Origin of the sequence: Streptomyces sp. NPDC053542 (assembly GCF_044544685.1) — a bacterium.
Lineage (GTDB): Bacteria > Actinomycetota > Actinomycetes > Streptomycetales > Streptomycetaceae > Streptomyces.
Map to the genome: position 1 here is coordinate 88415 of NZ_JBITXL010000014.1, position 22815 is coordinate 111229.

Annotated in this window: 17 protein-coding genes; 13 read left to right on the forward strand and 4 right to left on the reverse strand. The window is 72.0% G+C overall.

The genetic code is table 11. From position 1 onward, the window contains the following. Positions 1 to 3: 3 nt before the first annotated feature. On the forward strand, positions 4 to 1140 hold the full coding sequence (locus ACIGXO_RS32065; RefSeq protein ID WP_399793905.1) for a TIGR03364 family FAD-dependent oxidoreductase: 1137 nt from the start codon (positions 4 to 6) through the stop codon (positions 1138 to 1140). Positions 1141 to 1240: 100 nt separating this feature from the next. Here the strand turns inward: ACIGXO_RS32065 and ACIGXO_RS32070 are convergent, their stop codons facing one another. Next, positions 1241 to 2686, reverse strand: coding sequence for a glyceraldehyde-3-phosphate dehydrogenase (locus ACIGXO_RS32070; RefSeq protein WP_399793908.1), 1446 nt, complete (start codon positions 2684 to 2686; stop codon positions 1241 to 1243). A gap of 110 nt (positions 2687 to 2796) precedes the next feature. Next, on the reverse strand, positions 2797 to 4275 hold the full coding sequence (locus ACIGXO_RS32075) for an aldehyde dehydrogenase family protein (protein ID WP_399793910.1): 1479 nt from the start codon (positions 4273 to 4275) through the stop codon (positions 2797 to 2799). A 203-nt stretch (positions 4276 to 4478) separates the two neighbouring features. Here ACIGXO_RS32075 and ACIGXO_RS32080 point away from each other — a divergent pair, with 203 nt between their 5' ends. Further along, complete coding sequence (locus ACIGXO_RS32080; protein WP_399793912.1) at positions 4479 to 5369, forward strand: LLM class F420-dependent oxidoreductase; 891 nt, start codon at positions 4479 to 4481, stop codon at positions 5367 to 5369. A 30-nt stretch (positions 5370 to 5399) separates the two neighbouring features. Here the strand turns inward: ACIGXO_RS32080 and ACIGXO_RS32085 are convergent, their stop codons facing one another. Next, a complete protein-coding gene (locus tag ACIGXO_RS32085; protein WP_399794101.1) occupies positions 5400 to 7208 on the reverse strand; it encodes a SpoIIE family protein phosphatase in 1809 nt (602 codons plus the stop codon). A 133-nt stretch (positions 7209 to 7341) separates the two neighbouring features. On the opposite strand from ACIGXO_RS32085, the gene ACIGXO_RS32090 reads away from it, so the two are divergent. The 3 genes from ACIGXO_RS32090 to ACIGXO_RS32100 all read left to right on the forward strand — a co-directional run bounded on the left by ACIGXO_RS32090 (position 7342) and on the right by ACIGXO_RS32100 (position 12717). Further along, positions 7342 to 11625 carry a HAMP domain-containing protein gene (locus tag ACIGXO_RS32090; protein WP_399793914.1) on the forward strand — a complete coding sequence of 1428 codons (4284 nt, stop codon included), beginning with the start codon at positions 7342 to 7344 and terminating at the stop codon, positions 11623 to 11625. Then, the gene (locus ACIGXO_RS32095) at positions 11622 to 12203 is read left to right on the forward strand and encodes a two-component system response regulator (protein WP_399793916.1); all 582 of its coding nucleotides are present in this window, start codon (positions 11622 to 11624) and stop codon (positions 12201 to 12203) included. The genes ACIGXO_RS32090 and ACIGXO_RS32095 overlap by 4 nt, the downstream gene beginning before the upstream one ends. A 76-nt stretch (positions 12204 to 12279) precedes the next feature. Beyond that, positions 12280 to 12717, forward strand: a complete 438-nt coding sequence (locus ACIGXO_RS32100) for a GNAT family N-acetyltransferase (RefSeq protein WP_399793918.1) — start codon at positions 12280 to 12282, stop codon at positions 12715 to 12717. A 17-nt stretch (positions 12718 to 12734) separates the two neighbouring features. Here ACIGXO_RS32100 and ACIGXO_RS32105 read toward each other — a convergent pair whose 3' ends face one another. Further along, complete coding sequence (locus tag ACIGXO_RS32105) at positions 12735 to 13709, reverse strand: arabinan endo-1,5-alpha-L-arabinosidase (RefSeq protein WP_399793920.1); 975 nt, start codon at positions 13707 to 13709, stop codon at positions 12735 to 12737. Between the two features lie 187 nt (positions 13710 to 13896). Between ACIGXO_RS32105 and ACIGXO_RS32110 the strand changes: the two genes are divergently transcribed. The 8 genes from ACIGXO_RS32110 to ACIGXO_RS32145 all read left to right on the forward strand — a co-directional run bounded on the left by ACIGXO_RS32110 (position 13897) and on the right by ACIGXO_RS32145 (position 22732). Further along, positions 13897 to 14790: an LLM class F420-dependent oxidoreductase gene (locus tag ACIGXO_RS32110; RefSeq protein WP_399793922.1), complete on the forward strand. Its 894-nt coding sequence runs from the start codon at positions 13897 to 13899 to the stop codon at positions 14788 to 14790. A 227-nt stretch (positions 14791 to 15017) separates the two neighbouring features. Continuing rightward, the gene (locus tag ACIGXO_RS32115; protein WP_399793924.1) at positions 15018 to 16367 is read left to right on the forward strand and encodes a hemolysin family protein; all 1350 of its coding nucleotides are present in this window, start codon (positions 15018 to 15020) and stop codon (positions 16365 to 16367) included. After that, a complete protein-coding gene (locus ACIGXO_RS32120) occupies positions 16364 to 17386 on the forward strand; it encodes a hemolysin family protein (protein WP_399793926.1) in 1023 nt (340 codons plus the stop codon). Before ACIGXO_RS32115 ends, ACIGXO_RS32120 begins: the two co-directional genes overlap by 4 nt. Before the next feature lie 73 nt (positions 17387 to 17459). Further along, entirely contained in the window at positions 17460 to 18233 is a 774-nt protein-coding gene (locus ACIGXO_RS32125) for an SGNH/GDSL hydrolase family protein (protein WP_399793928.1), read from the forward strand. 188 nt (positions 18234 to 18421) lie between these two features. After that, positions 18422 to 19879 carry an extracellular solute-binding protein gene (locus tag ACIGXO_RS32130; RefSeq protein ID WP_399793931.1) on the forward strand — a complete coding sequence of 486 codons (1458 nt, stop codon included), beginning with the start codon at positions 18422 to 18424 and terminating at the stop codon, positions 19877 to 19879. A 2-nt stretch (positions 19880 to 19881) separates the two neighbouring features. Then, entirely contained in the window at positions 19882 to 20826 is a 945-nt protein-coding gene (locus tag ACIGXO_RS32135) for a carbohydrate ABC transporter permease (RefSeq protein ID WP_399793933.1), read from the forward strand. Then, on the forward strand, positions 20823 to 21671 hold the full coding sequence (locus tag ACIGXO_RS32140; protein WP_399793935.1) for a carbohydrate ABC transporter permease: 849 nt from the start codon (positions 20823 to 20825) through the stop codon (positions 21669 to 21671). The genes ACIGXO_RS32135 and ACIGXO_RS32140 overlap by 4 nt, the downstream gene beginning before the upstream one ends. Continuing rightward, positions 21668 to 22732, forward strand: coding sequence for an NAD(P)-dependent alcohol dehydrogenase (locus ACIGXO_RS32145; RefSeq protein WP_399793937.1), 1065 nt, complete (start codon positions 21668 to 21670; stop codon positions 22730 to 22732). Before ACIGXO_RS32140 ends, ACIGXO_RS32145 begins: the two co-directional genes overlap by 4 nt. The last annotated feature ends 83 nt before the right edge of the window (positions 22733 to 22815 follow it).

A 22815-nucleotide genomic window follows, 5' to 3' on the forward strand; every position in this document is an offset into this window, starting at 1 on the left:
CCCATGGCGACTCATCGTTGTGACACCGCCGTCGTCGGCGGCGGCATCGTCGGACTGGCGCACGCCCTGGCGGCCGCCAAGCGCGGCGACCGCGTCGTCGTCTTCGAGCGCGACGACCACTCGGTCGGCGCGTCCATCCGTAACTTCGGCATGATCTGGACGGTGGGCCAGCAGCGCGGCGCGGTGTACGAGCGTGCCCTGCGCAGCCGTGAGATCTGGCTGGAGGTGGCGGCGAAGACCGGCCTGTGGGCGGCCCCCACCGGCTCGTTGCATCTGGCGCACCATCCCGACGAGGCCGCGGTGCTGGAGGAGTTCGTCGCGACCACGCCCGCCGCGAGAGAGCGCGGTACGGAGATGCTCTCCGCGAAGGAGGCGGTGGCGCGCAGCCATGCGGCGCGTCCGGACGGGCTGCTGGCCGCGATGTGGAGCCCGACGGAGCTGAACGTCGACCCGCGGCACGCGATCCCGGCGGTCGCGGCGCACCTGGCCGAGGAGTACGGCGTGGACGTGCGCTTCGGCACGACCGTGCGCGGCATCGGCATGCCGACGGTCTCGACCACGGCCGGCGACTGGCGCGCCGACCGGGTCTTCGTCTGCAGTGGGAACGACTTCGAGACGCTGTACCCGGAGGTGTTCGCGGCGAGCGGGCTGGTCCGCTGCAAGCTGCAGATGCTGCGGACGGGCGTGCAGCCCGGTGGGTGGCAGCTGGGGCCGATGCTGTGCGGCGGGCTGACGCTGCTGCACTACGCGGCGTTCGAGGACATGTCAGCGCGGGCCGCACTGGACGCGCGGATGCGGGACGCGCTGCCGTTCCACCGGGACAACGGCATCCACGTCCTGCTGTCGCAGACGGCGGACGGGCGGCTGACGATCGGCGACAGCCATGCGTACGCCACGACCCACGACCCGTTCGAGAGCGAGGAGATCAACGCGGCGATCATGGACTACCTGGCGGGCTTCGCCCGGCTCCCGGACACCACCATCACCGAGCGCTGGTCCGGCTTCTACCCGTCCCTGCGCGACGGCCGCACGGAGCTGGTGGTGGACCCGGAGCCGGGGGTGACCGTGGTCAACGGGGTCGGCGGGGCCGGGATGACGCTGTCGTTCGGGCTCGCGGAGGAGACCGTCGCGGCGCGCTGACAGCGCAGTACACGGGCGAGTACGCAGGTGAGTACGCGGGCGGGCCCGGCGGATGTCCTCCGCCGGGCCCGCTCCGTACGCGTGTCGCGTCGTTTGGCGATCAGACCGCCGGGGCCGGGTAGGTCGGGTACTCCACCCCGGAGACGTGCTGGACGACGCGGATGACCTGGCTGGAGTAGCCGAACTCGTTGTCGTACCAGAGGTAGAGGATCGCGTTGTCGCCCTCGACCTTGGTGGCGCCGGCGTCGACGATCGAGGCGTGGCGCGAGCCGATGAAGTCGTTGGAGACCGCGTCGGGGGCGCTGGTGAAGTCGATCTGACGGCGCAGCGGCGAGGTCAGCGACACCTCGCGGAGGTGGTCGAGGACCTCCTCGCGGGTGGTCTCGCGGGCGAGCTGCAGGTTGAGGATCGCGATCGAGACGTCCGGGACCGGGACGCGGATCGAGCTGCCGGTGATCTTCGCCTTGAGGTCGGGCAGCGCCTTGGCGACGGCGGAGGCGGCGCCGGTCTCGGTGATGACCATGTTGAGCGGCGCGGAGCGGCCGCGGCGCTCGGACTTGTGGTAGTTGTCCAGCAGGTTCTGGTCGTTGGTGAACGAGTGGACGGTCTCCACGTGGCCGCGCACGACGCCGTACTCGTCCTCCATCGCCTTCAGCGGCGGGACGATCGCGTTGGTGGTGCAGGAGGCGCAGGAGAGGATCTGCTCGTCCGGCTTGACGGTGTCGTGGTTGACGCCGTGGACGATGTTCGGGACGTCGCCCTTGCCCGGGGCGGTGAGGACGACCTTCTCGACGCCGGGGCGCAGGTGCTGGGACAGGCCCTCGCGGTCGCGCCACTTGCCGGTGTTGTCGATGAGGATGGCGTCCTTGATGCCGTACGCCGTGTAGTCGACCTCGGAGGGGTCGTTGGCGTAGATCACCTTGATCTCGTTGCCGTTGGCGATGATCGTGCTGTTCGCCTCGTCAACGGTGATCGTGCCCTGGAACTGGCCGTGGATCGAGTCGCGGCGCAGCAGCGAGGCGCGCTTGACGATGTCCTGATCGCCGCCGCCGCGGACCACGATGGCGCGCAGCCGCAGGCCGTTGCCCGAGCCGGCCTTCTCGATGAGGAGGCGGGCGACGAGGCGGCCGATGCGGCCGAAGCCGTAGAGGACGACGTCGCGTCCCTCACGGCTCTCGATCTTGTTGGCGCCCGTCGCGCCGGCGACGGCCTCGGCGGTGAACTCCGCCACCGAGAGGCCGCGGTCGTCGGCGCTGTACGTCTCGGCGAGCCGGCCGATGTCGATCTGCGAGGGGCCGAGGTCGAGCGTGGCGAGGGCCTGCAGGAACGGGAACGTCTCGGTGACCGAGAGCTCCACGCCGGCGATCTGCCGGGCGAATCGGTGGGTCTTGAGGATGCTCACCACCGACTTGTTCACCAGGGAGCGGCTGTGGAGCAGGACGGTGACGTCCCGCTCCCGGTGCAGCTTCCCGATGATCGGGATCATCGACTCCGCGATCTCCTCGCGGTTCTTCCAGTTGGTGAACGAGTCGTCGTTGACAGTCACAGGCTTATCTCTCGATCGAGCTGAGCGGTGCTCACATGATAACCCCCTCTTCTTTTGATCCTTCCATCGGTCCCCCTGTGCGCTCCCGCCCCAGAGCTGCCTGCGATCGCCTAGTAGCTGATGCAGGCCGAGTGCCACTCCGTGTAGAAGTCCCAGACCTGCGGCGAGCACTCCGGCGGGCCGTACTGGGACGCCTTGGCGCCGACGTGCGGGAGGTGCGCGTACGCACCCACGCCCGGGCGGTTGACGTGCAGCATTCCGGCCTCGAAGCGCTCGATGGCCTCGAAGGCGCGGGACTGCGAGGCGGTGAAGATCGTGCCGGACATGCCGTATTTGACCGAGTTGGAGATCCGCATGGCGTCGTCGAACCCGTCCGCGTCGACGACGGCGAGCACCGGCCCGAAGACCTCCTCCTGGGCCAGCTCGCTGTCCCAGGGCACGTCGCGGATGACGGTGGGCTGGACGTAGCAGCCGTCCGGGAGGCCGTCCCCGGTCGCCCGGCCGCCGCCGCACAGCACCTTCCCGCCGTCGCGCTGCGCCCCGGCGACGGCCGCCAGCGCCGCGTCCAGGCGCGCGGTGTTCACCACGGGGCAGATCTGCGAGGCGGGGTCGTCGCCCGGGCCGACCTTCATGCCCGCCACCCGGGCCACCAGCCGGTCCAGGAAGGCGTCGCGCACCCGGACGTCGACGACGGCCCGGCTGGTGGCGCTGCACCGCTGTCCGGCCTGCCCGAAGGCGCCGTGCACGACCGCCTCGACCGCCCCGTCCAGATCCGCGTCGTCCAGCACGATCACCGCGTTCTTGCCGCCGAGCTCCAGCTGGGTACGGAGCAGCCGGTGGGCGCCGCCCGTGTGGATGGCGGTGCCGACGGGCAGCGAGCCGGTGAAGCTGATGCCGGCGACGGACGGGTTCGCGACCAGCGCCTCGCCGGCCGCGACGTCACCCTGGACGAGGTTGAGTACGCCGTCGGGCAGCCCGGCCTCCTGGAAGACCTCGGTGAGCAGGGCCGCGGTGAGCGGGGTGAGGGGCGAGGGCTTGAAGACGGCCGTGCAGCCGGAGAGCAGGGCCGGGGCGACCTTCCACATCGGGATGGCCAGCGGGAAGTTCCACGGCGAGACCAGGCCGACGACGCCGATGGGGCGCCGGAAGGTGTACGCGAACGTACGGTCCTCCTCGGCGGGCGCGGTGACGCCGCCGAGCAGCCGCGCCTGACCCACGGTGAAGTCCAGGACCGCGCGGGACCGGGCCACCTCGCCGCGGGCCTCCTTGAGGAGCTTGCCCTGCTCGCGGGTGATGGCGCGGGCGAATTCCTCGGCGCGCTCGGTGAGGAGGCGGCCGGCCTCGGCGAGGATCGCGGCGCGCCGGATGGGGCCCATGGCGCGCCAGGCGGGCAGGGCCGCGGTCGCGGCGTCCGCGGCGCGGTCCACGTCGACGCCACCGGACTCGGCGAACTCGCCGAGGTGATCGCTCAGATCGGCCGGGTTGACGTTCGTACGGGCCTGCCCCGATTCGGCCGGGCTCCACCGGCCGTCGATGAAGTTCAGCAGGTGGTGCGCCGCGAGGGGCTGCCGCCCCGATACGTCTGCCATGCCTGGTCCCTTCGCTGGACATTGACTGACAACTGTCGCCAGGCTGTCTCAGCGAACGCCCGGGCACTATCCGGGAATTGCCAATGGCCCCGATAGCGCTCCCCTATCTGGCACCGTGACGGCGGGCGCGCCTGGCACCCCCTCGCGCGCCGCGCGGCGCCCGTACGTACGGACAGGACAGCTCGCTGATCTCAGGAGGCCCGATGACCCGGCCGTTCCGTTTTGGTGTCAATACGCTCGCGATTTCTTCGGGCGGTGAGTGGCGCGACCGGTGCCGCAGGGCGGAGGCGGCCGGTTACGACGTACTGCTGGTACCGGATCACCTGGGGATGCCGGCGCCCTTCCCGGCGCTGATCGCCGCGGCCGAGGCCACCGAGCGGCCGCGGGTGGGCACCTTCGTGCTGAACACCGGCTTCTGGAACCCGGCGCTGCTGGCCCGCGAGGTGGCCACCACGGACGCGCTCACGGGCGGCCGCCTCGAACTGGGCCTGGGCACCGGGTACGTACGTGCCGAGCACGAGTCGGCGGGGCTGCCGTGGGGCACGCCGGGCGAGCGGGTCGATCACCTCGCCCGCACGATCGAGGAGCTGGACCGGCTGCTGGGCGATCCCGAGCACGTCCCGCAGACCGTGCAGAAGCCCCGGCCGCCGCTGCTGATCGGCGGGAACGGCCCGCGGATGATGCGGCTGACGGCGCGGCACGCCGGGATCGCGGCGTTCCAGGGCGGCCGGCAGGCGCCCGGGAAGCCGGAGGGCGTCCTGGAGCTGGCCTCGGCGGAGCAGCTGGACGAGACGGTCGCCCGCTACGCGAAGGCGGCGGCGGACCGCGCGGAGCCGGCCGAGCGGAACATCCTCGTACAGCGCGTGGTGATCACCAACGACCGGAGGGCGGCGGCCCGCGAATTCGCCGCCCACGACATCGGCCTGGACGAGGAGCAGTTGCTGGACGCGCCGACGCTGCTGTTCGGCACGGTCCGGCAGATCGCCGACCAGCTCCGCGAGCGCCGGGAGCGGTACGGCTTCTCCTACATCACGGTGCTGGACGCGGCCCTGGAGACCTTCGCCCCGGTCATCGAGGAGCTGCGGGGCAGCTGAGCCCGGGCGCCCCTGGGGCCGGGCCGGGCGTCATGGCGCCCGGCCCGGTACCGGAGCCGGTACCGCTTCGAGCACCAGGACGGCGAGGTCGTCGTCGATGGGATCGGGGCTGAAGTCGTGGGCGGCCTGACGGACCCGCTCCGCGACGGCCTTGGCGCCCAGGCCCGCGCAGCCGCGCAGGACCTCGGCCAGGCCGTCGTTGTCGTCCAACTGCCGGTTGCCCCGGCGCCGTTCGGTCACGCCGTCGGTCACGCACAGCAGCGTCTCGCCCGGCGCGAGGTGGAAGGAGTTCGCGCGGAACTCCGCGTTCTCGTCGATCCCGAGCAGCATCTGTGGTTCGGCGGCCGCCGTCACCGTGCCGTCGGCCGCCAGCCGCAGCGGCAGGGGGTGCCCGGCGCTGGCCACGGTGACGCGCGCGCCGCCGGAGACCGGGTCGGGCTCCAGCTCCCCGTACAGCAGGCTCAGGAACCGGGAGCCGACCTGCTCGCCGCCGACCACCACCGCCTCGGCGCCCTCCTCCGCCATGGCGAGGTTGAGCCGGCCGAGCAGGGCCTCCACGCCGTGGCCCTCGCGTGCCAGCAGGCGTACCAGGTGGCGGGCCAGGCCGGTGACGGACATCGCCTCCAGGTCGTGCCCGCACACGTCGCCGAGGAGGAAGCACCAGCGCCGGTCGCCCATGGGGAACAGGTCGTAGAAGTCGCCGCCGACGCTCTGGCCCTCGCCGCAGGGCTCGTAGACGAGCGCCGTGTCGACGCCCGGGATGGCCGCGAGGGCCGTGGGCAGCTGTCTGCGCTGGAGCGAATGGCTGATGTCCGCCTGCCGGGTGTAGTGCCGGGCGGTGACCACCCCCTGGGCCACCCGCCGCGCCACGTCCTGCGCGAGGCGCACCACGTCACCGGTCAGCCGCGGCAGCCCCGCCCGGCCGATCAGCAGCGCACCGTGGCACCGGCCGGCCGCGACCAGCGGGAACATCAGCGCCGAGCCGCCCGGCCCGGCGTCGTCCGCGACCTCGGGCCAGGGCCAGGGGATGCCGGTGGTGCTCAGCGTGGCGGGCGGCGGGCGGTCCTCCTCCAGGGCCTGACGGAGGGCGCGGATGCGCTCCTCGTCGCGGTGCCAGACGCGGGAGAGCCGCATCCGGCCATGGGTGGTGGTCAGCCATACGCCGCACCAGTCGGCGATCCTGGGGACCAGCAGCTGCCCGGTGAGCGCCGCGATCATGTCCTCGTCGAGCTGCCCGGCGAGCAGCTCGCTGACCTCCGCGAGGAAGGACTGCCCCGCGGAGTCGATCCCGTCGGCGGCCGGTCCGCGGCGGTCGGGCGGCAGTACGGCCTCGGGCAGCCCCGCCGCGAAGGGATCGCCGGGGGCGGCGGGGGCCTCCATGGGGGTGTCCAGCCGGAACCACACGGCCCTCTCGGTGTGCCGGCAGGTCACCCCCCAGGATTCGGCCAGCGTGCGCAGCAGCTGCAGGCCGTGGCCGCGCAGGCTGTCCCGCAGCTCCTGGCCCTCGTGACCGGCGCCGGAGGGGTAGCGGTCCACCACGTCGACCACGACGCCCACGTACCGTGTCCCGCCCGGGAAGGCCGGTGCGGGGAAGCCCTCCCCGGCGTCGAGGCGGCAGCCGACCTCGACCTCGAATCCGCCCTGCGCGGTGGCGGCGGTGGTCAGCTCGCTGACGAGGAGGACGGCGTCGTCGACGATTCCGTCGTTGATCGCCGGTGCGCCGCTGATCGCCACTGTTCCGGGCAGGGCCGGCTCGGCCAGTCCGGTGAGGGCGACGCGCAGGAACCTGCGGGCCGCGGAGGGCGCCAGCGTGTTGGCGGGCAGCCTGATCCGCGGCATGGAATCCCGCAGGTCGGAGGAGGTCCCCACAGGCGTCTCCCGGCTCGGTTCCGGTGCTCAGCTCAATGAATGTAGCCTAAACCGCACCAAAGAGGTACATATGTCTTTATTGCCCTATTTAGGACCTTCCACTATGGAACGCGCTTCGGAACCCACGCCGGACACCCCGTCCGGGGCCACCGAGCCCGCCGAGCCCGCCGGGCCCGTCGAGCCCGTCGGCCGGCCCGGCCCCGCCCGGAACGAGCAGGTGCTGCGCGCGGCCGAACTGCGACCGCTGCTCACGGCGATGAACGCGGTCCGTGACGGCGATTTCACCGTCCGCGCGGAGGGCGCGTACGAGGGCGTCGCCGCGGAGCTGGCGGAGGCGTTCAACCAGATCGTCATGCGCAACGCCCACCTGGCCTCGGAGCTGCAGCGGGTACGCCAGGAGGTGATCCGCGAGGGCAGGCTGGACGAGCGGCTCGCGGCCAGCCCCGGGCACGGGGCCTGGACCACGAGCGTGGACGCGGCCAATACGCTCCTGGAAGCGCTGGTCGTACCGGTCGGGAACGCCACGCGCGTACTGGACGCGGTCGCGGACGGCGATCTGACCCGGCGGGTCGAGCTGCACGACGGAAAGCGGCAGCTCCGCGGCGATCTGGCCCGCCTCGGGCACGGCGTGAACCGCATGGTGGACCAGCTCTCGCTGTTCACCGGCGAGGTGACCCGGGTGGCCCGCGAGGTCGGCACCGAGGGCCGGCTCGGCGGGCGGGCGAAGGTACAGGGTCTGTCGGGCGACTGGCGTCATGTGACCGAGGCCGTCAACGCCATGGCCGCGCGGCTGACCGCGCAGGTCCGCGACATCGCGGTGGTCACCACCGCCGTCGCCCGCGGCGATCTGACCCAGCAGGTCACCGTCGAGGCGACCGGTGAGCTGCTGGAGCTGAAGCTCACCGTGAACACGATGGTCGACCAGCTGCGCGCGTTCGCCGACGAGGTCACGCGGGTGGCCCGCGAGGTCGGCACCGAAGGACAGCTGGGCGGCCGGGCCCATGTGGCGGGCGTCTCCGGCGTGTGGAAGAAGCTCACCGACAACGTCAACTTCATGGCCTCGAACCTGACCTGGCAGGTGCGCAACATCGCCCAGGTGACCACGGCCGTCGCCAACGGCGACCTGAGCCAGAAGATCACGGTGGACGCCCGGGGCGAGATCCTGGAGCTCAAGTCGACGATCAACACCATGGTCGACCAGCTCTCCGCGTTCGCCGACGAGGTCACCCGGGTCGCCCGCGAGGTCGGCACCGAAGGACAGCTGGGCGGCCGGGCCCAGGTCCGCGGCGTCTCCGGCGTCTGGAAGGACCTGACGCAGAACGTCAACTCCATGGCGGACAACCTGACTTCGCAGGTGCGCAACATCGCGCAGGTCGCCACCGCCGTCGCCGAGGGCGACCTCGGCAAGACGATCACGGTGGAGGCGAAGGGCGAGATCCTGGAGCTGAAGTCGACGATCAACACGATGGTGTACCAGCTCTCCGCGTTCGCCGACGAGGTCACACGGGTGGCCCGCGAGGTCGGCACCGAGGGGAACCTCGGCGGGCAGGCGCAGGTCCGCGGCGTCTCCGGGGTGTGGAAGGAGCTGACGGACAACGTCAACTTCATGGCGCTGAACCTGACGTCGCAGGTGCGCAACATCGCCCAGGTGACCACGGCGGTCGCCGACGGCGACCTGTCGAAGAAGATCACGGTGGACGCGCGGGGCGAGATCCTGCAGCTGAAGGACACCGTGAACACGATGGTCGAGCAGCTGCGCGCGTTCGCCGACGAGGTCACCCGGGTGGCCCGGGAAGTCGGTACGGAGGGCAGGCTCGGCGGCCGGGCCCAGGTCCGCGGCGTCTCCGGGGTCTGGGAAGACCTCACCGAGAACGTCAACTTCATGGCGGACAACCTGACGTCACAGGTACGCAACATCGCGCAGGTCGCCACCGCCGTCGCCCAGGGCGATCTGTCGAAGAAGATCGACGTGGACGCGCGCGGCGAGATCCTGGAGCTCAAGACGACCATCAACACGATGGTCGACACGCTCTCCGCGTTCTCCTCCGAGGTGACCCGGGTGGCCCGCGAGGTCGGCAGCGAGGGCGAGCTGGGCGGCCAGGCGCGGGTCGAGGGCGTCTACGGCACCTGGAAGCGGCTGACCACCGGCGTCAACGAGCTGGCCTCGAACCTCACCACCCAGGTACGCGCCATCGCCGAGGTGGCGAGCGCGGTCACCCAGGGCGACATGTCGCGCTCCATCGCGGTCGAGGCGAAGGGGGAGGTCGCCGAGCTGAAGAACAACATCAACCTGATGGTCTCCAACCTCCGCGAGACCACCCGCGCGAAGGACTGGCTGGAGTCCAACCTCACCCGGATGGCGGCCCTCATGCAGGGCCACCGCGACCTGGTGGAGGTCGCCGGACTGATCCTCAGCGAGCTGACCCCGCTGGTCAACGCGCAGTTCGGCGCGTTCTTCCTGGCCGAGTCCGGCGCCCGCCCCGGCGAGGGCCTCCAGTTCATCGCCGGGTACGGCACCGACCAGGCCGGCGGCGAGAGCCCGCTCCCCGGCTCCGGCACCCCGGGCCGCGGCCTGATCGCCCAGGCCGCCAAGGAGAAGAAGCGCATCCTGATCCTGGACGCCCCGCCGGACTACATCACCATCAACTCCGGGCTCGGCGCGGCGGTCCCGGCCAGCATCGTCATCGTGCCCATCCTCTTCGAGGACGAGCTGCTCGGCGTGATCGAGCTGGCGTCGCTCAGCAGGTTCAGCGATGTGCACCTGGCCTTCATCGACCAGTTCGCCAATACCATCGCCGTCTCGTTCAACACCATCATCGCCAACTCGCGTACCGAGTCGCTGCTTTCCCAGTCCCAGCGGCTCACCGCCGAGCTGCGCGAACGCTCCGACGAGCTGCAGCGCTCCAACGCCGCGCTGGAGGAGAAGGCGGCGCTGCTGGCGACCGCCTCGCAGTACAAGTCGGAGTTCCTGGCGAACATGTCGCACGAGCTGCGCACGCCGCTCAACTCGCTGCTGATCCTCTCCCGGCTGCTCGCCGACAACCCGGACGGCCATCTCTCCGAGCAGGACGTGCAGTTCGCCGCCACGATTCACCGCTCGGGTGCCGATCTGCTCCAGCTGATCAGCGACATCCTCGACCTGTCGAAGATCGAGGCGGGCCGGATGGACGTCCACCCGAAGGAGCTGTCCCTCGACAAGCTGCTCGGCTATGTGCACGCGACCTTCCGGCCGTTGGCCGCCGACCGCGGGCTCGGCTTCGAGATCACCGTCGGCGACGACGTACCGCACGAGCTGTACTCCGACGAGCAGCGCCTCCAGCAGGTGCTGCGCAATCTGCTGTCCAACGCGGTGAAGTTCACCCACTCCGGCGGTGTGGAGCTGCGCGTCGAGCGGGTGCCGGGCGAGGAGTTCACGGAGGAGACGCTGCGGAACGCGGAGGCCGTCGTCGCGTTCCGCGTGAAGGACACCGGCATCGGCATCTCGCCGGACAAACTCCCGGTGGTCTTCGAGGCGTTCAAGCAGGCCGACGGCACCACCAACCGCAAGTACGGCGGCACCGGCCTCGGCCTGTCCATCAGCCGGGAGATCGCCGGGATGCTCGGCGGCCGGATCACCGCCGAGAGCGAGGTCGGCGTCGGCTCCCTGTTCACCCTGTACATCCCCGCGCACCACCCCGGCGCGGTGGAGATCCCGGCGCCGGAGAGCGGACCGCGCCCGGCGGAGGCGCCGCAGCCGGTGGCGGATCTCGGACCGGTGCCGGAGCTGAGCCCGGAGCAGCTGGTCCCCGCCACGCTCGACTGGCCGGACGACGTGGCCGCCCCACCGGGCGACGTGGCCGCCGCGGGAACCGCCGGGGGCCACGAAGCCCGCGAGGACGCCTGGCCGCAGACGACGCGGCTCAAGGAGTGGCTGAGCGGGCGCCCCGGGCGGGTGCTGGCCGGGCGCCGGATTCTCATCGTGGACGACGACATCCGCAACGTCTTCGCCCTCACGCACGTACTGGGCCGGGTCGGCATCACCGTGAAGTACGCGGAGAACGGCCGCGAGGGACTGGAGGTCCTGCAGCGCACCCCCGACGTCTCCCTGATCCTGATGGACATCATGATGCCCGAGATGGATGGTTACGAGACGATCCGCGCCATCCGCAGCACACCCCGGCTCGCCGGTCTGCCGATCATCGCGCTCACCGCGAAGGCCATGCCCGGGGACCGCGAGAAGGCGATCGACAGCGGCGCCTCCGACTACGTCCCCAAGCCCGTGGACATCGATCACCTGCTGTCGGTGATCTGCGCGCTGCTCGACCCGCAGAACGGCACGGCGTCGCCGCCGAACGGCGACGGACCGGCGCAGGACGATGCCGGTGACGCTCCGAAGGGCAGGCCATGACCACCGTCGCACCCGACCAGTGCCCCATCCTCCTCGTCGACGACATGGAGGAGAACCTCGTCGCGCTCGAGGCCGTACTCGGCCCCCTCCACCAGAAGCTGGTCCGCGCCCGCTCGGGGGAGGAAGCCCTCAAGGCGATGCTGCGCCAGGATTTCGCGGTGGTCCTGCTGGACGTCGTGATGCCCGGCATGGACGGCTTCGAGACCGCCGCCACCATCAAGCGGCTCGACCAGACCAAGGACGTGCCCATCATCCTGGTGACCGGCGTCAACCCCGAAGCGGACTACGCCTACCGCGGGTACTCGGTGGGCGCCGCGGACTTCCTGACCAAGCCCGTCGACCCGTGGATGCTGCGGACCAAGGTCGGCATCTTCCTCGACCTGTACCGCAAGACCCGACGGCTGGCGGCGGCCGCCGAGGAACGGGTCAGCGGAGAACGGCTCACGGACATCGCCCAGAAGCTCGCCGGCATCGAACTCCTCCTCCGCGACACCCCGCCCCCCGACCCCGCCGTCGTCGCCGACCGCGTCGCGGAGGTGACCCGCTCGGTGGAGAGCCTGCGGGGGGACGGGGAGTGACCCGCGGGAATCCCCGGCGTTCTCGCTGCGCGGAAACCGTTCGCCGTACCGGCCGGTGATCTGCTTGGCTCGCCGCATGAGTGATCTTCTGAGCGGTCTTCACATCCGCCCGGCCGGCCCCTCGGACATCGACGCCGTGCTGCGGTTCTGGCGCGACGCCGCGGAGGGGACGAGCATCAGCGACGACCACGACGGGGTGGCCCGGCTGGTCGCCCGGGACCCGGAGGCGCTGCTGCTGGCAGAACGGGACGGCGAGCTGGCCGGCACGGTGATCGCCGGTTTCGACGGCTGGCGCTGCCACTTGTACCGGCTGGCGGTCCACCCCGAGCGGCGGCGGCAGGGCATCGGCCGGGCGCTGCTGGCGGCCGCGGAGGAGCGGTTCGCCGCGCTGGGCGGGCGGCGCGCGGACGCCATGGTCCTCGACCGCAACGAGCTCGCGCACCACGCGTGGCACGCCGCCGGCTACGCCCCCGAGCCCCAATGGAGCCGCTGGGTCCGCCACTTGACGGACTGAGGCCGGTCCGTCGCCGGTCAGTACGCCGTCGGCCAACCGCCGCTCCAGTTCAGCAGGTTGACGCCCAGCTTGGGCGTGCCGCCGTCGTTGCCGTCGTAGTAGTGGTAGACGAGCAGGTCACCGTCGGCGTCGGGCATGATGTCCTGCCCGCCGGGGCCGATCACGGAGCCCTGTGAGGCCATGACCACGGTGCCGCCGTTGTTGGTCATCGCCACGCCGTTGCGGTCGTAGTACGGGCCGGTGGGCTTGGTGGCCCGGCCGACTTTGATCCTGTACGTGGAGCCGGTGCCGTTGCAGCACGTGTCGTACGAGGCGAAGAGGTAGTAGTAGCCGTTGCGCTTGACCACGGTCGGGCCCTCGACCGCCTTGGTGCCGGTCGGGCGCGCGGCCAGCGAGTGGCGGGTTGTGTCGCCCGCGTACTGCTTGCCGGTCGCCGGATCGAGGCGGATCATCTTGATCCCGCTCCACCAGGACCCGAAGGCCAGCCACCACTTGCCGTCGCCGTCGACGAACAGGTCCGGGTCGATGGCGTTGTAGTCGCTGTCGGCGGTCGAGGAGTGGACGATGCCCTGGTCGCTCCAACTGCCCGGCAGCCCGGTCGGGGAGGTGGCGAGCCCGATGGCGGAGGTGTTCGAGCCGAAGCGCGAGACCGCGTAGTACATGAGGTACCGGCCGCCCTGGTACGAGATGTCGGGCGCCCACGGGTCGTTGGTGGCCGAGTACCGCGACCACCAACTCGGGGGCGAGGAGAAGGCGTTGCCGCTGCGGCTGAAGGCGGTGCGGTCGGTGGAGGTGCGGGCCTCCAGGTAGCCGTGGGTGGAGTAGAGCAGGTACCGGCCGTCCGGCGCGCGGAGCATGGTCGGGTCGTGGACGACGACGTCACCGGTGACATGGCCCGGGCCGGGGTAGGCGGTGGCGCTCGCCGGCAGCAGGGCGAGCAGGACGGCGGCGGGCAGGGCGAGGAGGGAAGATCTCAGGCGGGGGTGGCGCACGCGGTTCTCCTTTGCTCGGAGATTCGCACGACATGACGTTCGGGATACCGAACCATGCCCGCGACTTCGAACCGGAAGCTAGGGAATCAGCGCGGACACGTCAACGCTTCGCGCAGAGTTCGCGGAGTTTCGCGCTGTCGCGGCGGGAGCCGGAATACCCCGCGGGCCGCGGCGGGTTGTCGTCTGCATGACTTCTTCAGACCGGTCCACTCACGCACTCCTCGGCCGCATCGGCATCTGGAGCCCCGGCCTGCGGGCCCAGGACGCCGAGGGGCTCGCCCGGATCAGCGACGCGGTGGCAGAGCTCGACGAGCTCGGGTTCGGCACCGTGTGGCTGGGCGCCAGCCCGTCCGTGGCCGATGCACGCAAGGTCGTGCAGGCCACCCGGCGCATCACGGTGGCCACCGGAATCCTCAGCCTCTGGGACCACGACGCGTCCACCGTGGCAGCGGAGACCGCCCAGCTGGAGAAGGAAGCGCCGGGAAGGTTCGTCCTCGGGATCGGCGTCAGCCACAGCGCCCTCGCGCCGCAGTACGCCAAGCCGTACTCCGCGATGGTCGCGTACCTGGACGCGCTGGACGCGGCACCGGAGCCGGTGCCGGCCCCGCGGCGGGTACTGGCCGCGCTCGGGCCCAAGATGCTGCGGCTCGCCGCCGACCGTGCCGCGGGAGCCCATCCGTACCTGGTGACCGCGGAGCACACCGCCCAGGCACGTGCGGCGCTCGGCAGTGACGCGCTGCTCGCGCCGGAGCTGAAGGTGGTGCTCGACACCGATCCGGAGCGAGCCCGCGGCACGGCCCGCGAGGCCCTCGCCATGTACCTCCGGCTGCCCAACTACACCGACAACCTGCTGCGGCTCGGCTTCACCGAGGAGGACTTCGCGGACGGCGGCAGCAACCGCCTCCTCGACGCCCTCTTCGCGTTGGGCGACGCGGAGACCGTCAAGGCCCGTCTGGACGACTACTACGCCGCGGGCGCCGACCACGTCGCCCTCCAGGCCCTCAACGGGGGCGGGCGAGCCGATCTGCCGCGCGCCCAGTGGCGCGAGCTGGCCGACGCGCTCGGGCTGAGCACCGCCTGACACCCGGAGACACGACACGCCTCGCGGCGGCCCGGGACCGATCCGGTCACCGGGCCGTTGCTTTGCCGGTCCTTTACTATGGATAGTCCCCCTGCTGCCGGATACACGGTCCGCAGCGCATTTCCCGAGGAAAGGTGTGAGCGTCCAGCCATGGGCGACCCTCCCAGTTGCAGTCGACATAGCGCGAACCTCCCGGTCCTGTTCGATCATGGGACGGAGGTGACCCGATGACCGAGCTGCTCCTGTTGGCCGTGGCGTTCCTGCTGACCCTGGCCTGTGGTGTCTTCGTCGCGGCCGAGTTCTCGCTGACGACCGTCGAGCGCAGCGACCTCGAGCGCGCCGCGGAGCGCGGCGAGCGCGGCGCGGACAGCGCGCTGAAGGCCGTACGCGGCCTGACCTTCCAGCTCTCCGGCGCGCAGCTGGGCATCACGGTGACCGGCCTGGTCATCGGCATGCTCGCCAAGTCCTCCATCGCCGCGCTGCTCACCGGCCCCCTGGAGGCCATGGGGCTGCCGCCGTCCGCGGGCGAGAGCGCCGCGCTGATCCTCGGTACGGCCCTCTCCACGGTCGTCCTGATGGTCGTCGGCGAGCTGGTCCCGAAGAACTGGGCGATCTCCAGCCCGCTGCCCATCGCCAAGCGGGTGGCCACGCTGCAGCGCGGCTTCAGCGCCACGTTCAAGCCGCTGATCGGCCATCTGAACAACACCGCCAACCGTGTGGTGCGCCGGATGGGCCTGGAGCCGGCCGAGGAGCTGGCCTCCGCGCGCGGCCCGCAGGAGCTGATGGCGCTGGCCCGGCACTCCGCGAAGGAGGGCGCGCTGGAGGCGGACACGGCCGAGCTGTTCGTCCGTACGCTGAACCTCGCCGACCTCACGGCGGAGAACGTCATGACCCCGCGCGTGCAGGTCACGGCCCTGGAGGTGCAGTGCACCGCCGAGGACGTGGCCAACGCCACCCGCGCCACGGGGCTGTCCCGCTTCCCGGTCTACCGCGGCAGCCTGGACAGCGTCGTCGGGGTGGCGCACATCAAGGACGTGCTGGCCATACCGGCCGCGCGGCGGCGCCGGCACCCCATCGCGGAGATGCTCCGCGAACCGCTGCTGGTACCGGAGACGCTGCCGGTCAATGAGCTGCTGGACCGGCTGTCGGGCAAGCGGACGATGGCCGTGGTGATCGACGAGTACGGCGGCACGGCCGGCGTCGCGACGCTGGAGGACATCGTCGAGGAGGTCGTCGGCGAGGTCGTCGACGAGCACGACCCGCAGGAGACCCCCGACCTGGCCCCGGCCGGCGTGGACGAGGACGGCCGCACCCTGTACGACGCGGACGGCGCGGCCCGCTCCGACCAGCTGGAGCGGATCGGCCTGCGGATGCCGGAGGGCCCGTACGAGACGCTGGCCGGGCTGATCGCCACGGAGCTGGGCCGCATCCCGCAGGACGGCGACGCGCTGTCGGTCGCCGGCTGGCGGATGGAGGTCCTGGACGCGTCCGGGCACCGGGCGGCGCGCGTGCTGCTGCACGCCCCCGCGGCCGGTGACGAGGGCGCCGCCCGTACGCACGAGGAGGCCGCCCGATGACCGCGCTGCAGCTCTTCATCGGCCTGCTCACGCTGGTCGTCAACGCGTTCTTCGTGGGCGCCGAGTTCGCGCTGATCTCGGTGCGCCGCAGCCAGATCGAGCCGTACGCCGAGCAGGGCGACCGCCGGGCCCGCAGCGTCATCTGGGGCCTGCAGCACGTCTCCGCGCTGATGGCGGCGGCCCAGCTGGGCATCACGCTGTGCACGCTGGTGCTGGGCGCGGTCGCCGAGCCGGCCATCGCCCACCTCCTGGAGCCGCTCTTCCACGTCACCGGCGTACCGGAGTCCCTGGTCCACCCGGTGTCCTTCGTGATCGCGCTGGCCCTGGCGACGTATCTGCACATGCTCTTCGGCGAGATGGTGCCGAAGAACATCGCGCTGGCCGCTCCGGTGCGCAGCGCGCTGCTGCTGGGGCCGCCGCTGGTGGCGATGGCGCGGGCGCTGCGCCCGGTGATCTTCGCGGTCAACTCGTTCGCGAACGGGCTGCTGAAGCTGTTGCGGGTGGAGGTCAAGAACGAGGTCGCGGCGACCTTCTCCGACGCCCAGCTGGTCAAGATGGTGGAGGACTCCTCCGACGCGGGCCTGCTGGACGACCGGGGCGCCGAGCGGCTGCGGGACGCGCTGGAGCTGGGCCGCCGCCCGGTCCGGGACGTGGTCCTGCCGGTGGACAAGGTGGTCTCCGCCCGGCTGGGCGTCACGCCCGAGGGCCTGGAGGACCTGGCCGCGCGGTCGGGCTTCTCCCGCTTCCCCGTGGTCGACGGCTCCCGCCGGATCCTGGGCTATCTGCACGTCAAGGACGCACTGGACGCCATGCCGCGGGACCTGCCGTTCCAGGTGTCCTCGATGCGGCCGATCGCGCGGGTGCGCGCGGCGACGCCGCTGGACGACGTCCTGACGGCGATGCGCGGCTCGCGCACCCACCTGGCCGCCGTGATCGGCGACGACGGGCGGCTGGCCGGGCTGGTCACGATGGAGGACGTGCTGCGGGAGCTGGTGCTCCAGCAGCGGCCGGCGGCGTAACGGCGGCGGCCGCGGCCCTGTCCGGCAGCCGCGGCGTGGGCGATCCTGTACTGCGTATAGGATCGCCCACGCCATGGAGATGAGTGCTCAGTACACCAGTTTTGTCGCGGTCGGGGATTCCTTCACCGAGGGGATGTCGGACGCGCTGCCGGACGGCTCGTACCGCGGCTGGGCCGACCTGCTCGCCGCCCGCCTCGCCGCCCGGGCACCCGGCTTCCGGTACGCGAACCTCGCCGTGCGCGGCAAGCTCATCGGCCAGATCGCCGCGGACCAGGCGCCCGCGGCCGCGGCCATGGGCGCCGACCTGGTCACGCTGGTGGGCGGCCTGAACGACGTACTGCGCCCCAAGTGCGACGTGCCGCGGGTGTGCGCGCTCCTGGAGGAGGCGGCGGCGCGGCTGGCGCCGAGCTGCAAGCAGCTGGTGCTGATGCGCAGCCCGGGCCGGCAGGGTCCGGTACTGGAGCGGTTCCGGCCGCGCATGGAAGCACTCTTCGGCCACATCGACGACGTGGCGCGGCGGCACGGCGCGCTCGTGGTCGACCTCTACGGCTCGGCGTCGCTCGGCGACCCGCGGCTGTGGGCGGACGACCGGCTGCATCTGACGGCCGAGGGCCACGAGCGGGTCGCCGAGGCCGTCTGGCAGGCGCTGGGCCTCCCGCCGGAGGCGGAGTGGGACGCGCCGCTGCCGCCGCCGGTGCCGCCGGGCTGGGTGGCCCGGCGCGCGGCGGACGCGCGGTTCGCCCGGACGCACCTGGTGCCGTGGATAGGCCGTCGGCTGACGGGCCGGTCGAGCGGCGACGGCCGGCCGCCGAAGCGCCCGGATCTCCTTCCGTACGGGGAGGACTGACCACACGCAGGACCGAAGGGGCCGCGCACGACCACGTGCGCGGCCCCTTTCGCATGCCTCGAACGGTATGGCCAGCACGGTATGACGGGCCAAGACTTCACGCAAGATGTGTTAACAACGCGGAACTCTTCTGCTAGAACTGCTGCCCGTCCCTGTTGGCGCACCCCTGTCCCCGAGGTGGCCCCTTCATGCCTGCATCCCTGCCCGCCCGCTCCCCCGTCGGCAGACGCGCCCTCCTCCGAGGCGCCGCCGCCGTCGGGGCCGCCGGGCTGCTCACCGCCTGCGGCCGCGCCGCCGGCGCGTCCTTCGACGCGGGCGCCGCACCCTGGCGCCGGTACGCCGGTACCACGCTGAACTTCATCTCCGAGAACACCGCGCCCACCGCCGCCATCGCCGCGAACCTCGCGCCCTTCACGGAGCTGACCGGCATCCACGTCAACATCGTCACGCTGGAGCTCTCCGCGCTCGCCCAGAAGGTCGCGCTGGACCTGGCCTCCGGCAACGGCGAGTACGACGTGGTGTATGCCGACCCGTACCAGGTCCTCGCGCCGTACGCGGCCGCCTTCGCCGACCTGCGGGAGTTCCAGGAGAACCCGGACCTGCCCCGGCTGCCCGGCGGATTCGGCGACTTCGTCGCGACGCATCTGGACGCGGCCGGGCGCTTCGAGGACAGGGAGAAGGTGCTGGCGCTGCCGTACGACTCGGCGACCATGATCTGGCAGTACCGGGCCGATCTGTTCGACAAGTACCGCGACCGGATGGCCGCCGACCTCGGGTTCGACCCGATGCCGTCGGACGACACCACGTGGGAGCAGTACTACGCGATCGCCCGCTGGTTCAACGAGCACGCCGACGAGGTGAAGTACGGGACCGGGCACCAGGCGAAGCAGCACGACTCGCTGATGTGCGACTTCTCGAACGTGCTGTGGGCGTACGGCGGGGACTACTTCGACGACGGCGCGCGGGTCGGGAGCCTGGGGGCCACCGATCCCGGGCGGTGCCGGCTGGGGTCCGAACGGGCCGTGGCCGCGGCCGAGTTCTACCAGCGGCTGCTGAGGATCGCCGACCCCGGGTCGCGGACCTGGGACTGGGACGGGCTGGGCGCCGCGTTCCGGGCCGGGCGGATCGCGATGTGCCCCAACTTCCACGAGTACGCGGCGTCCAACGAGGCCGTCATGCCGGGGAAGGTCGGGTACGCGCGGCTGCCGAAGGGGCCCGCGCGGGCCGCCGGCATGTACGGCGGGACCGGCATCGCGATCTCCGGCGTCGCCCCGAAGCGGCGCCGCGAGGCCGCCTGGCTCTTCGCCAACTGGGCGACGGCACCGAAGACGCAGCTCGCCGGGCTGGCCAGCAAGGTCGGCGGCGGCACCCCGACCCGTACGTCGGTGTACGCGGAGCGCGCGGTGCTCCGCGCCGAGCACCGGCCGACGAAGCTGCCCAACATGCTGACCGCGAAGGCCGTACGGGAGACCTGGCGGCCGGCCAACATCGGGCTGCGGCCCAAGATCCCGATGTGGGGCGAGTGCGACACGGCCGTCTACACGCAGCTGTCGGGACTGATCGCCGGGGACGCGTCCCCGCGCGCGACGATGCGCGCCACCGCCGAGCGCATCGACCGGATCACGGCACGAGGGTGGGTGGCCTGACCATGACCACGTCTTCCGTACGGGCGAAGGCGCCGGACACCGCCGCCCCCGCGCCCGGCCCCGGGCGGCCGCGCCGCCGCCGGCCGCTCCCCGGCTTCCACGGCCGGATGATGGCCCCCGGCGTCCTCGTCCTCGCCGCCGTCTCCGTGCTGCCGTTCGTGGCCGTGGTGGCGATGAGCTTCTCCCGCGTCCATCTGCTCGGCGGACTCGGCCTGGAGGGCGTCGGCCTGGACAACTGGGCGCGGCTCTTCACCGACCCGGACATGGCCTGGGCCTGGGCCCGTACCGCCGCGTACTTCGTGCTCACCGTCGGCGGCGAGATGGTGCTCGGCACGCTGCTCGCCGTCTGCCTGTGGCGGCTGCGGCGCGGCCGCAACGCGGCGCTGAGCCTGGTACTGCTCCCGATGTTCGTCGCGCCCGTGATCGTCGGACTGCTCGGCCGCTTCCTCACCGACTCGACGTTCGGCCTCTACACGTGGCTGCTGCGGCAGGTCGGGTACCACGGCGACATCATGGGCGACCGGACCAGCGCGTTCGCCGCGGTGACGCTGATGGACATCTGGGAGTGGACGCCGCTGATCGCGCTCATCGCGCTGGCCGGGCTGACGTCCGTACCGGCGAGCGTCCTGGAGGCGGCGGCGCTGGACGGCGCGGGCATGCTCCGCACTCTCCGGTACATCGTCCTGCCCTCCATCACCCCCGTACTGCTCGTGGCGCTGCTGATCCGCTCCATGGACGCGCTGCGCTACTTCGACATCATCTGGAACACCACTGGCGGCGGCCCGGCCGACGCCACCAAGGTCGCCTCCGTACGGCTCTACGAAACGGCCTTCCGCTTCTTCGACTTCGGGTACGCCGCCGTGACCGGCCTGCTGATGCTCGCCGTGACCACCGTCGTCGCCCGCTTCTTCGTCCGCCTCCTCGAACGGAAGGAGCTGCCGCGATGACCACCGCCGCTCTCGAACGCGGTACCCGTACCGCCCGCTGGACCGTCCGCGTCCTCGTGCTCGTCGCTCTGATCTGGACCCTCGTACCGTTGGGCTGGATGCTGCTGTCATCCCTGAAGGCCACCGGGGAGGTCACCGCGCCGACCCCGAGCCTGTCGTTCGCGCCGACGCTGGAGAACTACCGGCGCCTGTTCAGCGGCGGCAACTCGCTCTGGCCGTACCTGCGCAACAGCGTGGTCGCGGCGGGCGCTTCGGCGCTGCTGGCCACCGCGCTGGGCGCGCTCGCCGGGTACGGCCTGGCCCGCAGCCGGATGCGCGGCAAGCACCACCTGTCGTTCTGGATCATCTCCACCCGGATGGCGCCGATCGCGGCCGTGGTGCTGCCGATCTTCCTGATCTTCCGCTACCTCGGGCTGATCGACACCCTCCCCGGCCTCGTCCTGGCCTATCTCTCCTTCAATCTGCCGTTCGCGATCTGGCTGCTCAGCGCCTTCTTCGCGGAGGTACCGCCGTCCCTGGAGGAGTCCGCGCTGGTGGCCGGGTGCGGCAACTGGCAGGCGTTCCGGCACGTCATCCTGCCGCTGACGCGCCCGGGCCTGGTGACCACCTTCGTGCTGTGCCTGGTGTTCTCCTGGAACGACTACGCCTTCGCGCTGGTCCTCAGCGGACCGCACACCCAGACCCTGCCCATCGCCGCCAGCCAGCTGGTCACCCAGACCGGCATCGACTGGGGGCAGCTGACCGCCATCGGGACCGTCGTGGTGATCCCGATGATGCTGGTCGGCCTCGCTGTACGCCGGTGGCTGGTCACCGGCCTGACCATGGGAGCCGTGACCGGAGAATGACCTCTTACGCCACTGTGGCCTCTGACGACGCCCTGCCCGAGACGATGCGGGCCGCCGTGCTCGTCGCGCCGAAGCAGCTGGAGATCCAGGAGCGCCCGGTGCCCCGGCCGGGGCATGGGCAGGTGCTCGTACGCGTCGAAGCCGTCGGCGTGTGCGGCTCCGACGTGCACTACTACGAGCACGGGCGGATCGGCGACTTCGTCGTCCGCTCCCCCATGGTCCTGGGGCACGAGCCGGGCGGCACGGTCGTCGCGCTCGGGCCCGGCGCGGCCCGGCACACCATCGGACAGCCGGTCTCCATCGAGCCGGGCGTGCCCTGCGGCCGCTGCGCCCAGTGCCGGCAGGGCCGGTACAACCTCTGCCCGGACGTGTCCTTCTACGCGACGCCGCCGGTGGACGGGGCGCTGTGCGAGTACGTCGCCGTGGACGAGGACTTCGCGCATCCGGTGCCCGAGTCGCTGGGCACGGAGGGCGCGGCGCTGCTCGAACCGCTGTCGGTGGGCGTCTGGGCCGCGCGGAAGGCGCGGATCGCGCCGGGGTCGCGGGTGCTGGTGACGGGGGCCGGGCCGATCGGGCTGGTCGCGCTGCAGAGCGCGCGGGCCTTCGGGGCGAGCGAGGTGGTGGTCACCGATGTCGCGCCGCAGCGGCTCGCCGTGGCCCGCGAGCTGGGCGCCACCGCGACCGTGGACGCGCGGGCGACGCCGCTCGCCGACACCGGGTACGAGCCGGACGTCCTCCTGGAGTGTTCGGGCGCGCCGGCCGCCGCCGAGGAAGGGCTGCGCGCGCTGGGCCGGGCGGGGCGTGCGGTGCTGGTCGGGATGGGCGGGGACACCATCCCGCTGCCGCTGGCGCATGTGCAAAACTTCGAGATCGAGGTCACCGGTACGTTCCGGTACGCCAACACCTGGCCGACCGCCATCTCGCTGGCCGCTTCCGGCGAGGTGGATCTGGCCCGGCTGGTCACGCACCGGTACGGCCTGGAGGAGAGCGGGGTGGCGCTCACCGCGGGCGCCGCCGATCCGGCCGCGATCAAGGCCGTGGTGCGCCCGCGGACCGGCTGACCGGCACGACGGGCGGCCGGGGTCGAGCCGGGCCGGGCCGGGTCGCACGACGCTCCGGGCCGCACGGCGCTCCGGGGCGCACG

Bases quoted from the DNA above. Each gene is read 5' to 3' on its own strand.
- ACIGXO_RS32095 (WP_399793916.1), top strand. From the start codon at position 11,622: ATGACCACCGTCGCACCCGACCAGTGCCCCATCCTCCTCGTCGACGAC.
- ACIGXO_RS32080 (WP_399793912.1), top strand. From the start codon at position 4,479: ATGACCCGGCCGTTCCGTTTTGGTGTCAATACGCTCGCGATTTCTTCG.
- ACIGXO_RS32110 (WP_399793922.1), top strand. From the start codon at position 13,897: ATGACTTCTTCAGACCGGTCCACTCACGCACTCCTCGGCCGCATCGGC.
- ACIGXO_RS32065 (WP_399793905.1), top strand. From the start codon at position 4: ATGGCGACTCATCGTTGTGACACCGCCGTCGTCGGCGGCGGCATCGTC.
- ACIGXO_RS32125 (WP_399793928.1), top strand. From the start codon at position 17,460: ATGGAGATGAGTGCTCAGTACACCAGTTTTGTCGCGGTCGGGGATTCC.
- ACIGXO_RS32085 (WP_399794101.1), bottom strand. From the start codon at position 7,208: ATGCCGCGGATCAGGCTGCCCGCCAACACGCTGGCGCCCTCCGCGGCC.
- ACIGXO_RS32130 (WP_399793931.1), top strand. From the start codon at position 18,422: ATGCCTGCATCCCTGCCCGCCCGCTCCCCCGTCGGCAGACGCGCCCTC.
- ACIGXO_RS32140 (WP_399793935.1), top strand. From the start codon at position 20,823: ATGACCACCGCCGCTCTCGAACGCGGTACCCGTACCGCCCGCTGGACC.
- ACIGXO_RS32090 (WP_399793914.1), top strand. From the start codon at position 7,342: ATGGAACGCGCTTCGGAACCCACGCCGGACACCCCGTCCGGGGCCACC.
- ACIGXO_RS32120 (WP_399793926.1), top strand. From the start codon at position 16,364: ATGACCGCGCTGCAGCTCTTCATCGGCCTGCTCACGCTGGTCGTCAAC.
- ACIGXO_RS32075 (WP_399793910.1), bottom strand. From the start codon at position 4,275: ATGGCAGACGTATCGGGGCGGCAGCCCCTCGCGGCGCACCACCTGCTG.
- ACIGXO_RS32115 (WP_399793924.1), top strand. From the start codon at position 15,018: ATGACCGAGCTGCTCCTGTTGGCCGTGGCGTTCCTGCTGACCCTGGCC.
- ACIGXO_RS32100 (WP_399793918.1), top strand. From the start codon at position 12,280: ATGAGTGATCTTCTGAGCGGTCTTCACATCCGCCCGGCCGGCCCCTCG.
- ACIGXO_RS32135 (WP_399793933.1), top strand. From the start codon at position 19,882: ATGACCACGTCTTCCGTACGGGCGAAGGCGCCGGACACCGCCGCCCCC.
- ACIGXO_RS32145 (WP_399793937.1), top strand. From the start codon at position 21,668: ATGACCTCTTACGCCACTGTGGCCTCTGACGACGCCCTGCCCGAGACG.